The organism is Acidovorax sp. Leaf191, assembly GCF_001424425.1.
In the GTDB taxonomy this organism is placed as follows: Bacteria; Pseudomonadota; Gammaproteobacteria; order Burkholderiales; family Burkholderiaceae_C; genus Acidovorax.
Map to the genome: position 1 here is coordinate 494,874 of NZ_LMPT01000001.1, position 14,633 is coordinate 509,506.

Annotated in this window: 11 protein-coding genes; 4 read left to right on the forward strand and 7 right to left on the reverse strand. The window is 69.6% G+C overall.

Annotation, left to right across the window (positions count from 1 at the left end):
* Positions 1-109: 109 nt before the first annotated feature.
* The gene (locus ASG27_RS02215; protein ID WP_056410916.1) at positions 110-1,474 is read right to left on the reverse strand and encodes a M20/M25/M40 family metallo-hydrolase; all 1,365 of its coding nucleotides are present in this window, start codon (positions 1,472-1,474) and stop codon (positions 110-112) included.
* Positions 1,475-1,634: 160 nt separating this feature from the next.
* Between ASG27_RS02215 and ASG27_RS02220 the strand changes: the two genes are divergently transcribed.
* Positions 1,635-2,540 (forward strand): LysR family transcriptional regulator, encoded by a 906-nt coding sequence (locus ASG27_RS02220; protein WP_056410921.1) that lies wholly within the window; start codon positions 1,635-1,637, stop codon positions 2,538-2,540.
* Here ASG27_RS02220 and ASG27_RS02225 read toward each other — a convergent pair.
* From ASG27_RS02225 to ASG27_RS02245, 5 genes are all read right to left on the reverse strand, one after another.
* Entirely contained in the window at positions 2,503-3,708 is a 1,206-nt protein-coding gene (locus tag ASG27_RS02225) for an MFS transporter (protein ID WP_056410923.1), read from the reverse strand. The genes ASG27_RS02220 and ASG27_RS02225 overlap by 38 nt on opposite strands.
* Positions 3,709-4,032: 324 nt before the next feature.
* Complete coding sequence (locus tag ASG27_RS02230; RefSeq protein ID WP_056410927.1) at positions 4,033-4,851, reverse strand: SOS response-associated peptidase; 819 nt, start codon at positions 4,849-4,851, stop codon at positions 4,033-4,035.
* Between the two features lie 229 nt (positions 4,852-5,080).
* A complete protein-coding gene (locus ASG27_RS02235) occupies positions 5,081-6,214 on the reverse strand; it encodes a diguanylate cyclase domain-containing protein (RefSeq protein WP_235503868.1) in 1,134 nt (377 codons plus the stop codon).
* Between the two features lie 187 nt (positions 6,215-6,401).
* On the reverse strand, positions 6,402-7,166 hold the full coding sequence (locus ASG27_RS02240) for a 16S rRNA (uracil(1498)-N(3))-methyltransferase (RefSeq protein WP_056410932.1): 765 nt from the start codon (positions 7,164-7,166) through the stop codon (positions 6,402-6,404).
* 75 nt (positions 7,167-7,241) lie between these two features.
* Positions 7,242-8,420: an aminoglycoside phosphotransferase family protein gene (locus tag ASG27_RS02245; RefSeq protein ID WP_056410935.1), complete on the reverse strand. Its 1,179-nt coding sequence runs from the start codon at positions 8,418-8,420 to the stop codon at positions 7,242-7,244.
* Here ASG27_RS02245 and ASG27_RS02250 point away from each other — a divergent pair.
* The 3 genes from ASG27_RS02250 (at position 8,419) to rsmA (ending at position 13,452) form a co-directional block, all read left to right on the forward strand.
* Positions 8,419-10,944 carry an LPS-assembly protein LptD gene (locus tag ASG27_RS02250; protein WP_056410939.1) on the forward strand — a complete coding sequence of 842 codons (2,526 nt, stop codon included), beginning with the start codon at positions 8,419-8,421 and terminating at the stop codon, positions 10,942-10,944. The genes ASG27_RS02245 and ASG27_RS02250 overlap by 2 nt on opposite strands.
* Positions 10,945-10,982: 38 nt before the next feature.
* Positions 10,983-12,401 (forward strand): peptidylprolyl isomerase, encoded by a 1,419-nt coding sequence (locus tag ASG27_RS02255; RefSeq protein ID WP_056410943.1) that lies wholly within the window; start codon positions 10,983-10,985, stop codon positions 12,399-12,401.
* 271 nt (positions 12,402-12,672) lie between these two features.
* Positions 12,673-13,452 (forward strand): 16S rRNA (adenine(1518)-N(6)/adenine(1519)-N(6))-dimethyltransferase RsmA, encoded by a 780-nt coding sequence (gene rsmA / locus ASG27_RS02260; RefSeq protein ID WP_056410945.1) that lies wholly within the window; start codon positions 12,673-12,675, stop codon positions 13,450-13,452.
* A gap of 636 nt (positions 13,453-14,088) precedes the next feature.
* Here the strand turns inward: rsmA and ASG27_RS02265 are convergent.
* A complete protein-coding gene (locus ASG27_RS02265; protein ID WP_010464776.1) occupies positions 14,089-14,514 on the reverse strand; it encodes a barstar family protein in 426 nt (141 codons plus the stop codon).
* Positions 14,515-14,633: the final 119 nt, after the last annotated feature.

Genomic DNA, 14,633 nt, shown 5'->3' on the forward strand with positions numbered 1-14,633 from the left:
CCAACCTGCCGATACTGGCGCGGCCCCAGGCCAGTGCCGCCGCGCAAGGGCCGCCCCGCCGCGCTGGCGGCGTTCCCCTTGGGGGAAGCGGCGAAGCCGCTCAGGGGGGCTACCTTTTCTGCCGCTTTTCCAAAAGCGGTTCGCTCACGCCTTGCACACCCACCAGGCCCAGCACCGTCACCAGCGAGGTCTGCGCGCCCTTCCAGGCGTCGGTCAGGTCGATCCACTCCGACAGCGCATGAAAGCCGCCCGTCTTGCCCCCGCCCCCGATCACGATGGCCGGGATGCCCAGCGACATCGGCACATTGGCATCGGTGCTGGCACCGCCCAGCACCGTGGTGCGGCCGAACGCGGTGTTGGCGCGCACGGCGGCCTCCACGATCACCGAGTCCGCCGCGGTGCGGCCACCCGGCCGGTCGCCGATGAGCTTGGTCGATGCCGACAGCGTGTTCACGCTCCAGCGCGCGTTCTCTTCCGCCACGGCGGCGTCGATGGCCGACAGCACCTGCTTTTCGGTGGCCAGCAGCGGCGCCATCTCGTCGGAGCGGATGTCCACCGCCATGCGCGCATCGGGCGCAATGGTGTTCACCGACGTGCCGCCGCCCACCGTGCCCACGGTGAAGGTGGTCTTGGGTGTGGCGGGCGTGCGGATCTCGGCGATCTTGGCGATCGCGCGGCCCATGCCGTGAATGGCACTGGGCACCTGGCCGAAGGCCGCGTAGCTGTGGCCGCCGGGGCCCTTGAAGGTCACCTCGTGGCGGTGGCTGCCCGTGCCCAGCACCAGCACCGTGCCGTCGGGCGCGGGCTCCAGCGCCACCATGCCGTCGATGTCCAGGTGCTCCTTGAACAGGTGCTTCATGCCGCGCAGGTTGCCCAGCTCTTCCTCGCCCACATTGCCGACGAACACCAGGTCGCCCACGGTGGCGATCTTCTGGTCGTTCAGCACCTTGAGCCACGACAACAGCACGGCCAGGCCGCGCGTGTTGTCCGAAATGCCGGGCGCGTACAGCTTGCCGTCACGCTCCTTGACCTTCACGTCGGTGCCGGCCGGGAACACCGTGTCCAGGTGCGCCGAGATCACGAGCTTGGGGCCGTGGCCCGTGCCCTTGCGGATGCCCACCACGTTGCCTTCGGCGTCGATGGCGGCACTCATCAGGCCCAGGGCCTTCAGGCGCGCGAGGAACGCCTCGGCGCGCTTTTGCTCCTTGAACGGCGGCGCCTCGATCTCGGTCAGCATCTTGAGGTCTTCGGTCGCGCGGTCATGGTCGGCCTTGACGGCGTCGAGCAGGCGTGCGACCTGCGGCGCGGCCATGAGCTGGGTGTAGGCCTTGTCCACCGCCGGGCGCAGCGTGGTGGGCGTGGGCGCGACGGCGCCCTGGGCATGGGCGGCCACGGGGCCGAGCAGCGCGGCAGCGGCCAGGGCCGCGGCGCCAGCCAGGGGAGTGAAGCGAAGGGTGCGGGCAGGGTTCTTCATGGTCAGACAAAAGAGGGCGAGACAAGGGATGCAGGCCAGCATGGCTTCATCGATGAAGCCCGTGGCACAGCACAAAATGCCATGCAATTGTTGGACCGATTCGCACCCGCCGGTTCTGCTTTAATCTGCCGAGCCGGCAGTTTTTCTTACACCTCATCGCATGCGCCACCACATCCCCAGCACTCGCGCCCTGCTCGTCTTCGACGCCGTGGCGCGCCACCACGGCGTGAGCAAGGCCGCCGAAGAGCTGTGCATCACCCACAGCGCCGTCAGCCAGCAGCTGCGCCTGCTCGAAGGGCAGCTCGGCCTGCAGCTGGTGCAGCGCGGCGCGCGCGGCTCCACGCTCACCGACGTGGGTCGCCGCTACCACGCGCAGATCGTGGGCGACCTGCTGCGCCTGCAGAACCACACGCTCGAAGCCATGGCCCAGCGGCCCGACGGCGCGCGGCTGCTGGTGGGCTGCGTGCCCGTGTTCGCCGAGCGCTGGCTGCTGCCGCGCCTGCCCACCTTCCTGGCCGCGCACAAGGCCTGCAGCCTGCACCTGCAGGTCTACCCCACGCACACCTACATGCAGGAGGTACCGTTCGACGTGGCCGTGCAGTACAGCGATGCGGCCTGGCCCGGCGCGCAGCCCGTGCCGCTGATGAGCGAGGTCTGCGTGGCGGTGTGCGCACCCGCGTCGCGCCACCGCCGCGCCATGGAGCGCAAGGACTTCCGCGCCGTGCCGCTGCTGCAGCTGAGCTCGCGGCTGGGCGCGTGGGACGCATGGTTCAGCCGCGCCGGCATCACCCGCGTGCCCGCGCACAGCCTGGGCGGCCACCGCTTCGATCTGTTCTCCATGCTGGTCGAGGCCGTGCGCGCCGACCTGGGCGTGGGCCTGGTGCCGCGCTACTTCGTGGAGCGCGAGCTGCAGTCGGGCGAGCTGGTGCTGGCCCACCCGCACCACGACAGCGACGCGCGCGGCTACAGCCTCTTCGTGGCGCAGGACCGGCGGGAGGACGCGGCCGTCGATGCCTTCGTGCAGTGGCTCATGGCCGCGGTGCAGGACCGGGGCCGGACGGGATAGCGCGCCGGCGCTGCACCGCCAGCCAGGCGAGCGCCAGGCCCGTGACCGCCATCGGCGCGAGCGTGCCGGCATTGAGCAGCGCCCAGCCCTGCGTGGTGACCAGCACGCCCGACGCGAACGAGCTCATCGCCAGCGTGCCGAACACGCAGAAATTGATGGCGGCCTGCGCGCGGTCCTTCTCTTCGGGCCGGTAGGCCGTCATCGACAGGGTGGTGGCGCCGGTGAAAAGAAAATTCCAGCCCACGCCCAGCAGAAACAGCGCAATGCCGAAGTGGTGCAGCTCGATGCCCATCAGCGCCACGGCCACGCAGGCGAGGTTGAGCAGCACGCCCGCGCCCATGATGGGCAGCACGCCCAGGCGCTTGATGAGGTGGCCGGTGACAAAGCCCGGCGCGAACATGCCGATCACATGCCACTCCAGCACCAGCGCCGAGTCGTTGAAGCCGAAGCCGCACACCTGCATCGCCAGCGGTGTGGCGGCCATGAGCAGGTTCATCACGCCATAGCCCAGCGCGGCTCCCAGGATGGCCACCACGAACACCGGCTGTCGCATCAGCTCGGACAGCGGCCTGCCGTGTACGGGCTGGCCAGCGGCGTCGCGCGGCGCAGCGCGTGGCGCGAACCGTATCGCGGCCATGCACAGCATCGACAGCAGCGCCACCCCCATGAGAGCGACATAGGCGCCCGCAAACGGTACGGGAAACAGCGTGCGCGTGGCGCTGGCCAGGTTGGGCCCGGCCACCGCGCCCAGCAGGCCCCCGGCCAGTACCAGCGACACGGCCTTTTCGCGGTAGTCCGGCGCGGTCAGCTCGGCAGCCGCAAAGCGGTACAGGCTGCCGTTGGCGCTGTAGTACCCCGCCACCAAGGTGGCCGCGCACAGCATCCAGAAGTGGGCCTGGAAGGCCGCCCACGCGCACAGCCCGCACGACACCACGGCCACGGCCAGCCCGATCTGGAACGACGCCCGCCGCCCCCAGCGCGCCTGCGTGCGCGCCACCAGCGGGGTGGAGAGTGCGGCACCCACCACGTAGCCCATCACGGGCAGCGTGGCCATCCAGCCGAAGGGCGCCAGCTGCAGCCCCACCAGACCATTGATGGCGATGAAGACGACGTTGTTGGTCAGGAAAAGGCCCTGGCACAGGGCCAGCAGCCACAGGTTCTTGTTCACGGTGATGGAGGGGGCGAGGGAGGGGTCGGGCGCAGACCGCACCGGATCGAACCCAGGCGCAGGGCCCTGGCATTGTGCACGCCGGCGGATGAGGATCAGCCAGCGTGCAGCGCCCCGTGGGTAAGGTGGCGGCCAGTGCTTGAAACTCCGGCTTGCTGCGGGGCGCTTTCGCCGTCGTCCGTCATGCCGTCTCGACTGGCCGCGCCTGAACCTGCCGAAGCCTTGCGCCGCGCTTCGACAGGCTCAGCGTGAACGGTGGGTGGGGTGAGGTTGGGTTCGGCGAGGTTCAGCGGGGTGCAACGGCAACCGGGGCCGCACTGAGCTTCAGCCCAGCCACCCCTTGGGCACCTTGTCCGCCTTCTTCTCCACCGGGTTGGCCGTGAGCCACTGCGGCGCGTACTGGCGCATGAACTCCTTGGCCTTGTCCTGCCGGGCCGTGAGCCAGGCGTCGTAGGCGCCTTCGTTCAGGATGGCGGGCATGCTCTTTTCGCTGCCGGGCTGCTGGTAGCGGTGCAGCAGCGCGTGGTTGTTGGCGTTCACGGTGAGCAGGCAGTAGCTCACGATGACTTCGCCGTCGCTGCCCTGCCAGCGCGCCCACAGGCCCGCCACGCCCATGGGCTTGCCGTCCACGCGCGAGATGCGGGTGGGCAGGGTCTTGCCGGCGCGGTAGTCGTCTTCGTAGAACGCCTGCATGGGCACGATGCAGCGCTGGCCCTTGAGCCACGCGTCGCGGAACGCGGTGCCGGTGGAGGCGAGGTCGGACTTGGCATTGACCAGCTTGGGCGCGCGCAGCTTCGCGTCGGATGCGGACTTGACCCAGTGCGGCACCAGGCCCCATTGCGCAGGCACGAACACGCGGGTGGTCGCAGGGGTGGCTGCGGCAGTGCCTTGGCCGGGGGCGGTTGCCTCTGCCTCGGCAGCGGCAGCTTCCGCGTCCTGGGCGCTGTCGCCGGGGGCCTCGACGGCGGCGGCGGTGGTCGCTGCAGCAGGGTTGGCAATGGCGGCGGCGGTGGCGGCGTGGACGATGAAGCCCCCGGGCTTGCGCGGCCACAGGTGGCGCTCGCCGGGATCGGCGGGGGGCTCCACGGCGAACGCCTCGCGGTAGGTGTCGGCGGGGTGCAGGGTTTCGTAGTGCGTGCTCATGGTGCGATGGTACCGGGCTGGGCCGAGGTTTCCATTAAAAATGCCCGCTACCGCTGAATTGGCAAGCGCGGGTAGCTATCAAAAAAGGAGTGCCTTTGCGCGGCCAAGTGATGGAGCTGTGAAGCGGTGGAGCTGTGGAGCTGTGGAGCTGTGGAGCTGCGGCACCGGTGGCCCGCCTTAAGCACCTTGGCGCCTGCCTGGCCGTGGCCACCGGTGCGCCTTTAGGCGCTCAGGCGCGGGCGCCTAAAGGCTGGCCGGGGCCTTTGCCGCTGGCACGCGGGTGGATCGGGGCGACGACGATGCGGTTGCGCCCGAGCGACTTGGCGGTGTACAGCGCCTGGTCGGCGCGCTCCAGCGTCAGCTCCACCGTGTCGCCCGGCAGGTGCAGCGCCAGGCCGGCCGACAGCGTCATGTGCAGGCTGCCCGAGGGGTGCGGGATCTCCATGCCGGCCACCGCCAGGCGCACGCGTTCGAGCAGTTCGCGCGCGTCGTCGCTCTGGGTGTCGGACAGCAGCAGCACGAATTCTTCGCCGCCCCAGCGGCCCAGCACGTCGGTGTCGCGCACGCTGGCCCGCACCACGCCGGCAAAGGCCTGCAGCGCGCGGTCGCCGGTGGCGTGGCCGTGGCTGTCGTTGATGCGCTTGAAGTGGTCGATGTCCAGCTCGGCCAGCAGCATGGGGCGGCCGCTGCGCAGGCTGCGGCGGTGCTCCAGGTCCATCAGGTCCTGCATGGCGCGGCGGTTGGGCAGGCCGGTGAGTTCGTCGCGCGTGGCCAGCTCGCGGTTCACGGCCAGGGCCTGGGCCAGCGCTTGGCGCTGCTCGCTCAGCCGCGCGCGGATGCGCTGGATGCGCAGGTTCAGCGCAATGCTGCCACCCAGCACGATGAGCACCATGAGCGCGTAGGCCGTGTCCAGGTAGCCGAAGGGAGAGGTGCTGAAGCGCGTGGTGGCCGCCACCGCGCAGCTGAAGGCCAGCAGCGCGTACACGCCGATGCCGATCACCTCCGCCACGCTGAGGCCGAAGGTGCCGAAGAACAGGATCATGGCCAGCACGCTGGGCACGATGCCCCGCGCTTCGCCGGCCAGCACGTACGCCACGGCGCCGCTGGTGATGGTCCAGACCATCTGCGGTACGGTCAGGGAAGGGTCGGCCAGGCGCGCTGTGTGGCCGGATCGGATGAAAGCGGTCATCACGGCCAGCCCACCCACCGAGATGGCGGCCCACCACTGCACGGCGGGCGCATTCGTCGCGTCGCTGGCCCCGGCCACCAGCAGCATCACGCCCGAACTGGCGCTCATCAGCACCAGCGCGAGCAGCGCCACGCTCATCAGCGTGCGCCGACGGGGGTCGGTGGAGAGAACCACGTCCCTCAAGCGTTTCCAGCGTGACGGTGCGCGCAAATCGAAGCTCCTGATGGACCAATCACCGCGCAAGGCACGGAGCAGCAGGCCGCCCCGGGAGGGCCTGGGCCTGACGTCGTTTCATTCTAGGCCTCGGCCTGCGGGGCGTACAGGCCCACAGGGCGGGATGACGCGGGGTGCGGGTGGCCGCCTACAGGGTGAGCGCGGCCAGGGCGGCCAGTGGCGCCGTTTCGGCCCGCAGCACGCGCGGCCCGAGCGTGGTGGGGGCAAAGCCATGCTGCAGTGCAAGATCTTCCTCGGCGGCGCTGAGCCCACCCTCGGGGCCCGACAGGAAGACCAAGGCCCGTTCTTCGCTCCCCGGCTCGATGGCGCCGCGCAGGGGTGCCGTGCCGGCGCGCAGCGACAGCAGCAGGCGCTGCGCACCCGCGGGTGCGCCGGCCAGGCCCGTGGCCGCGCCCTGCGCGCGCACCCACCCGGCCAGGTCGACCGCGTCATGCACCACGGGCACGCGGTTGCGGCCGCACTGCTCGCAGGCGGCCACGGCCACGGCCTGCCAGTGGGCGAGCTTCTTCTCGGCGCGCTCGCCCTTGAGCTTGAGCACGCTGCGCTCGGCCACCAGCGGGGTGATGCTGGCCACGCCGAGCTCGGTGGCTTTCTCCACCAGCCAGTCCATGCGCTCGTTGGCGGTGATGCCCGCCAGCAGGTGCACGGCGCGCGGTGCCTCGCGCTCGACGGCGTGGTGCGCGCCCACCACCACGCGCACGTCGCTGCGGCCCATGCGCAGCACGGTGGCGTCGAACTCTCCGCCGGGGTCGCCCGCGCCCTGCCCGCCATGGAACAGCGTGATGCCGTCACCCGGCTGCAGGCGCAGCACCTGCACATGGCGCGCGGCGCCGGGGGGCAGGTCCAGTTCGGCCCCGGTGATCAGGACCTCCGGGCAATGGAAACGGGGCATATGCTATTAATTTGGTAGCTGCTGGCGCTTGCTGGATGAGCGGCAGAGGCTGTTTTGATGGTGAGAGCGGCTGGCCTATATGCGGCCGTAGGCAAAGCCCACGACCGGCTGCGTGCCTTCGATCTCGTCCAGCATCTTGAGCAGCGGCCCGAGCTGGCGGTAGCGGTTGGCCGTGGCGCCGATGTAGGCCATGAAGCGTGGCGTGTCGGCCAGGTACTTGGGCTTGCCGTCGCGCAGCGTCAGGCGTGCAAAGATGCCCGCGACCTTCAGGTGGCGCTGCAGGCCCATCCACTCCACGCTGCGGTAGAACTCGCCGAAGTCGTTGCCCCAGCCGCTGGCGCTGCTCGCGCCCAGCAGGCCGGCCTTGCGCGCCTTTTCCCAGTAACGCACGGTAATGTCGATGACAAACTCTTCTTCCCAGCTGATGAACGCGTCGCGCAGCAGGCTGGCGATGTCGTAGGTGATGGGGCCGTAGACCGCGTCCTGGAAGTCCAGCACGCCCAGCGGGCCGTCGGCGGGCGTGGCCGGGCTGTGGGCGGGCCGGGCCCCCGCCGGTACAGGGGCCATCAGGTTCCGGGTCATGAAGTCGCGGTGCACATACACGCTGGGGGCGGCCAGGTTGTGCGCCACGATCGCATCGAACGCGCTCTGGAGCGTGGCCTGCTGGGTGGCATCGAGCGTGACGCCGCGGTGCTTGCCCAGGTACCAGTCCGGAAACAGCGCCAGCTCGCGGCGCAGCAGAGCTTCGTCATAGACGGGCAGCACGCCGGGCTGCGAGGCTTTCTGCCAGTCCAGCAGCGCATCGGTGGCCTGCTGGTACCAGGCGTACGCGTCCTGGGGCCGGGCGGGGTCCAGCAGCTCGATCAGGGTCTGGTGGCCCAGGTCGGACAGCAGCATGAAGCCGCCCGCCTCGTCCCAGGCCAGGATCTGCGGCACGTGCAGGCCTGCGGCGGCCAGAAGGGCCTGCACCTGCACGAAGGGCCGGCAGTTTTCCTTGTCCGGCGGAGCGTCCATCACGATGCGGCTCACGCCGCTGGCGCTGTCGATGCGCAGGTAGCGCCGAAAGCTCGCATCCGCCGAGGCGGGGCGCAGCGTGTGGGGCAGCAACTGGTGGGGGCCCACCAGCGGCGCGAGCCACGCATCGAAGGCGCTGTGGCGGGCTGCGTCAGGCCAGGTGACGGCCGTGGCGGCGGGGGCTGAGCCGCCCGGCGAGGCGGGTGGAACGGCGGGCAGGGAGGGGGATGGGTGGCTCATGGATAATCCGATTTTACAAACCGCTGTGGGCTCCCCTGCCGCGGTCTTCCTTTTGTCCGCCCTCTGCCCACCGCCCCACGTGCCACGCAGCCAGCCTTCTCCCGCGCAGACCCCCTCCCTCCGGACCCGGCCCGCCACGGCACAGGCCGCTCGGTTGCGCCCGCCCGTGCCGCGAGCCCTGGCCTATGGCGTGGCGCTCGCCTGGTGCGGCCTGCCCCTGTCCGCCCTGGCCCAGGCCGGTACGGCGCCCGCCGGCAGTGCCTGGGATGCGCCGCCCGCGCTGCGCAGCTCGCCCCTGCTGCAGGAAAAGATCCCGGACGCGGTGCGGCCCCAGTTGCCCGTCTTCGTGCGGGGTGACCACATCAGCGGCCAGACCGACTTGAACGCGGTCATCGAAGGCAATGCCGAGCTGCGCCGGGGCGACACCGTGATCCGCGCCGACCGGCTGGACTACGACGTGCCCGAAGACCTGGCCAAGGCCCGGGGCCAGGTGCGCGTGAACCGCGCCGGCAACGTCTACGAAGGCACGGCGCTCGAGCTGCGCGTGGATGCGTTCGAGGGCTTCTTCAGCGACGCGCGCTACCGCTTTCTGGCCACGCAGGCGCACGGCGAATCCAAGCGGGTGGACTTCATCGACAAGGACCGCGCGGTGGTGCACAGCGCCACCTACACCACCTGCCAGGTGGGCGACGAAGCCAGCTGGCAGCCTGACTGGGTGCTGCGCGCCAGCGTCATCCGCATCGACAACGAAGAGTCGGTGGGCACGGCCGAGAACGCGGTGCTGGAGTTCAAAGGCGTGTCGCTGCCGCCCATCCCGTACATCAGCTTTCCGCTGTCGGACAAGCGCAAGTCGGGGCTGCTGCCGCCGACCATCGGCCTCGACAGCCGCGACGGCGTGGCCTATTCGCAGCCCTACTACTGGAACATCGCCCCCAACCGCGACGCCACGCTGCGCGCGGCGCTGATGACCAAGCGCGGCGCCAACCTGGGCGGCGAGTTCCGTTACCTGGAGCCCAGCTACAAGGGCCAGATCAGCGGCGACGTGATGCCCGGCGACCGGCTGCGCGACCGCATGCGCTGGAGCTACTCGGGCCAGCACCAGGGGATGCTGGATACCGGCATCGGCGGCGTGGGGCTCAACATCAACGTCAACCGCGTGAGCGACGACAACTACTGGCGCGACTTCGGCCGCGCGTCCGAGCCGCTGCGCCAGCGCCTGCTGCCCAACGACGCCAGCCTGTCGTGGGGCTCCAACGACATGAGCGCCTCGGTGCGCACCCTCAAGTGGCAGACGCTGCAGGACGTGAACTCGCCCATCGTGCCGCCGTACGACCGCATGCCCCAGATGCAGTGGCGCTACGTGCCCTCGCAGCTGGGCGGCGGCTTCGATGCCACGGTGGAACTGGACACCACGCGCTTTCAGGCGGCCCGGGCGCTGACCAACCAGCCCAACGCCGACCGCAGCTATGCCATGGCGGCGATCAGCCGGCCGTTTCTGGCGCCCGGCGGCTTCATCACGCCGCGTCTGCAGCTGCATGCCACCACGTACCAGTTCGACACGGGCCTGAGCAACGGCGACCGCTCGGCCAGCCGCACGCTGCCCACGTTCAGCCTGGACAGCGGCCTGGTCTTCGAGCGCGACGCGGCGTACTTCGGCCGGTCGTTCCTGCAGACGCTGGAGCCGCGCGCCTTCTACACCTACACGCCATACCGCGACCAGAGCCGCCTGCCCGTGTACGACACGGCCGCCAACGACTTCAACTTCGCGACCATCTACACCGAGAACGCGTTCGGCGGCAACGACCGCATCGCCGACAACAACCTGCTGACGCTGGGCGTGAGCACACGCCTGCTGGACCCGAACACCGGCGCCGAGGCCGCGCGTTTCGGCATTGCGCAGCGCGTGCGGTTCTCCGACCAGCAGGTGACGCTGCCTGGCGGCGCGCCCGTGAGCGAGCGCCTGTCGGACGTGCTGCTGGGCGCGGGCATCTCCTGGACGCCGCAGTGGGGCTTTGACTCCACCGTGCAGTACAACCCCAAGACGGGGCGTTCGATCCGCTCGACCATCGGCGCGCGCTACAGCCCGGGCAACTACCGCACCGTGAGCGCCGCCTACCGCCTGCAGCGCGGCACCAGCGAGCAGATCGACATCGGCTGGCAATGGCCCTTGAACGACCTGTGGGGCGACAAGGGCCAGGACCTGGGCCGCGGCCGGGGCCAGGGCGGCAACCGCTGGTACACCGTGGGACGCCTGAACTACAGCCTGCAGGACCGAAAGCTCGTGGACACCGTGGTGGGCCTCGAATACGACAGCTGCTGCTGGATCGGCCGCGTGGTGCTCGAGCGCCTGCAAAGCGGCGTGACCACCTCCAACACCCGGCTTCTGTTCCAGGTGGAGTTCGTCGGCTTCTCCCGCCTGAGCCTGGGCTCCAGCCCGCTGGAAACCTTCAAGCAACATGTGCCGCGTTACCAGTACCTGCGCGAGCAGGTCAGTACGCCCAGCCGTTTCACCAACTACGACTAGGCGCTCGTGCGCCCCGGTCACCTCTTACGCTCCACACCATGAACCAACGAGCATTTGCCCTGGCCTTGGCGGCCGCCCTGGTTTCCCTCATGGCCCAAAGCGCCGCCGCGCAGGGCCTGCGGCCTTCAGGGGCTGCTGCGGGCACGGGGCTGTCGCGCCCGGCCGCCACACCGTCGATCACGCTGCCGCCTGAAAGCAGCGCCAGCGGCACCAGCAGCGCCGGCCCGCGCGCTGCGGACTACATCGTGGCGGTGGTGAATTCCGAGCCGATCACCAACAACGAAGTGCGCTCGCGCCTGGCCCGCGCCGAGGCCCAGCTGGCGCAGCAGGGCGGCGCCCAGCCGCCGCGCGACGTGCTGGCGCGCGAGGTGCTCGAGCGGCTCATCGTCGAGCGCGCGCAGCTGCAGCAGGCCAAGGAATCCGGCATCAAGGTGGACGACTTCGCCGTGTCGCAGGCCGAGCAGGGCGTGGCCCGCCAGAACAACATGACCACCGACGAGCTGTACCGGCGCCTGGCCCGCGACGGCATGGGCAAGGAGCGCTTTCGCGAAGAGCTGCGCAACCAGCTGCTGCAGCAGCGCCTGCGCGAGCGCGAAGTGGAAGCCCGTGTGAAGGTCAGCGACCTGGACATCGACCAGTACCTGCGCGAGCAGCAAAAGGGCACGGACGTCGCGTCCATGGAAATCAACCTGGGCCACGTGCTGGTCCTGGTGCCCGAGAACGCCAGCCCCGTGCAGGTGGCCGAGCGCCAGGCACGCGCCCAGCGCGCCGCCGACCGCGTGCGGGCCGGCGAGGACTTCGCCACCGTCGCGCGCGAACTCTCCGACGCACCCGAAGGCCAGCGCAACAACGGGCTGCTGGGCCTGCGCCCTGCCGACCGCTACCCCGAACTGTTCGTGAACTCCACGCTGGGCCTGCCGGTGGGCGGCATCGTGGGCCCCGTGCGGTCGCCCGCGGGCTTTCACGTCCTGAAGGTGGTCGAGCGCGTGACCGCAGGCGTGCCCACCACCGTGACGCAAAGCCACGCACGCCACATCCTGCTGCGCACCAGCCCCCAGCTGACCGAAGCCGCCGCCGCGGCGCGCCTGGCCGACTACCGCCGCCGCATCCTGGCAGGCCAGGCCGACTTTGCCGCGCTGGCGCGCGAGCATTCGCAGGACGGCAGCTCCAAGGAAGGCGGCGATCTGGGCTGGGCCAACCCGGGCCGCTACGTGCCCGAGTTCGAGCAGGCCCTGAACGCTTTGAAGCCTGGCGACATCAGCGAGCCGCTGGTCTCGCGCTTCGGCGTGCACCTGATCCAGCTGCTGGAGCGCCGCGAGGCCAAGCTCACGCAGCGCGAGCAGCGTGACATGGCGCGCGACACGGTGCGCGAGAAGAAGCTCGACGAGGCCTACGCCACCTGGGCGCAGGAACTGCGCGGCCGGGCCTACGTGGAATACCGCGACCCGCCGCAATGAAGAATCAGTGCATCCCCCTGAGGCGCTGCGCGCCTCGGCACCGCAGCCAGAGACAGCGGCTCTTCGGGCACGTCCAAGCCTGCGCAGGCAGGCTTGGAGCCGCGGCCCTCAGCCCCTTCTCTCCCATCGCTGCGCGACTCGGGAAGGGGGACGCCGCCAGTGCACGCCAGCGAAGCGCAGCCTGCGCTGCCAAGCGGCCCTTGCGCGGCGGCCGCTGGTCTGCGCGCCCTCGTCACAGCTCGCACATCGACCACACACGCGGGCCCATGGCATGAAACACATTCCCCGCAAGCGCTTCGGGCAGCATTTCCTGTCCGACAAAAGCATCATCGAAGACATCGTGCAGGCCATCGCGCCCCAGCCGGGCGACCCCATGGTCGAGATCGGCCCCGGGCTGGCGGCGCTCACGCAGCCTCTGGTGGAGCGCCTGGGCCGCCTGACGGTGATCGAGCTCGACCGCGACCTGGCCCTGCGCCTGCGGCTGCACGGGCATCTCGACGTGATCGAGTCCGATGTGCTGCGGGTCGACTTCACGCAGCTGGCGCAGGACTTTCGCGCCAAGGCGGGCCAGCCCGACCTGCGGCTGCGTGTGGTCGGCAACCTGCCGTACAACATCTCCACGCCCATCCTGTTCCATCTGCTCGAACATGTGGAGGTCATCCAGGACCAGCACTTCATGCTGCAAAAGGAAGTGATCGACCGCATGGTGGCCCGCCCCTCGACCAGCGACTACGGCCGCCTGTCGGTGATGCTGCAGTGGCGCTACGCGATGGAGAACGTGCTGTTCGTGCCACCGGAGAGCTTCGACCCGCCCCCGCGCGTGGACAGTGCCGTGGTGCGCATGGTCCCGCACGCCGAGCCCGCTGCGCTGTCGGTGCCCCTGCTGGAAGAACTGGTGCAGGTGGCCTTCAGCCAGCGCCGCAAGCTGCTGCGCCACACCCTGGGCCGCTGGCTCGAGGCCCGCCAGTTCCCCGGCACCTTCGACACCCAACGCCGCGCCGAGGAAGTGCCCGTGGCCGAATACGTGGCGCTGGCACAGGCTTGCTCTTGAATTGATAGCTGTTAGCGCTTGCCGGACAAGCGGTAGCGGTCAATTTGATCAGTGATAAGGGGCGTCTGAGGGCTCAGGCAGGCTGCACGGTGCAGCTGCAAGCACGCCTGCCAACGTCGCACCGGTCCCGACGCGATGCCAAACCCGTCGGTCAAACGTCAACAGGTTTGAAGCAGGCACGCGCTGCAGTCGTGTACGCTGATTTCGTCACTTACACCGAAACTGGCGCGGCCAAGGCGTGAGACACCGCGCAAGGGCCGCCCCGCCGCGCTGGTGTCGTCCCCCTTCCCGAACGGCGCAGCCGTTCGAGAGGAGGGGCTGAGGGCCGCGGATCCAAGCCTGCCTGCGCAGGCTTGGACGAGCCCGAAGAGCCGCCGCCTCTGGCGGTGGCACCGAGGCGCAGCGCCTCAGGGGGATGCCCCTGCTACGCGGCGCTGAGCCAGTACCCGGAGTTGAAGGGGCTGCTCATGCGCAGCGCCATGGGCGAGACGTCCACGAGCTTGTCGGTGGGCATCTTCTCGCCGGAGGGATCGGTGGCAACAGCTGCTGCTGCGCTGCCGATGTCTATGACCTCGACACCCGGGGTGCCGTGAGCCTCGTTCGCCCGTTCTGCTTGGCTGGTGGATGCAGAACGGGCTACAGAAAAGAATAGAAACACCGGAAGGGGATCTTGCGGTCGCCCCAGTAGTCGGCAGCGTCCCGGAAGATGTCGAGCAGTTGCTCGCGGGCTTCCTTGTCGAACTTGCCGGTGGCGGGGATCTGCTCCAGCACCACGATGAAACCAGGCTGCGGGCCTGATTTGTGCAAGGGGTCTGTCATGCAGTCGTACAACGCGTCGAAGTTCTTGCCGAAGTGCGACGGGAAGGTGAATTGCCCGGCAATCAGGTCCAGCACATCCTGCTTGGACTGCGCGTGGGCCAGGTTGGCGTACAAGAAATGGTGACCCATGGAAGTGGCTGCATCCTGCAGGTCCTGCACGCGGAAGGCGCGGATGGACTGCACGATGTTGGTGCGCACGCCACGCAGTGGCGTTTCCAGGTCTTTACGAAGTGGCGTCTGCATCTCCGCTACTCTTTCTTTAGAAAGTCCACAAACTTCTGGCATCTCGCAGGGCTGCGAGGGCCAGCCTGCGATGGGTGAATTCAATGGGATACGGTGCAGGTTGCCAAGTTTCATTTGGC

Excerpts from the sequence above, each read along its gene's own strand:
- ASG27_RS02215 (WP_056410916.1), bottom strand. The coding sequence starts at position 1,474 with ATGAAGAACCCTGCCCGCACCCTTCGCTTCACTCCCCTGGCTGGCGCC.
- ASG27_RS02220 (WP_056410921.1), top strand. The coding sequence starts at position 1,635 with ATGCGCCACCACATCCCCAGCACTCGCGCCCTGCTCGTCTTCGACGCC.
- ASG27_RS02230 (WP_056410927.1), bottom strand. The coding sequence starts at position 4,851 with ATGAGCACGCACTACGAAACCCTGCACCCCGCCGACACCTACCGCGAG.
- ASG27_RS02240 (WP_056410932.1), bottom strand. The coding sequence starts at position 7,166 with ATGCCCCGTTTCCATTGCCCGGAGGTCCTGATCACCGGGGCCGAACTG.
- ASG27_RS02250 (WP_056410939.1), top strand. The coding sequence starts at position 8,419 with ATGGATAATCCGATTTTACAAACCGCTGTGGGCTCCCCTGCCGCGGTC.
- ASG27_RS02245 (WP_056410935.1), bottom strand. The coding sequence starts at position 8,420 with ATGAGCCACCCATCCCCCTCCCTGCCCGCCGTTCCACCCGCCTCGCCG.
- ASG27_RS02255 (WP_056410943.1), top strand. The coding sequence starts at position 10,983 with ATGAACCAACGAGCATTTGCCCTGGCCTTGGCGGCCGCCCTGGTTTCC.
- rsmA (WP_056410945.1), top strand. The coding sequence starts at position 12,673 with ATGAAACACATTCCCCGCAAGCGCTTCGGGCAGCATTTCCTGTCCGAC.
- ASG27_RS02265 (WP_010464776.1), bottom strand. The coding sequence starts at position 14,514 with ATGCAGACGCCACTTCGTAAAGACCTGGAAACGCCACTGCGTGGCGTG.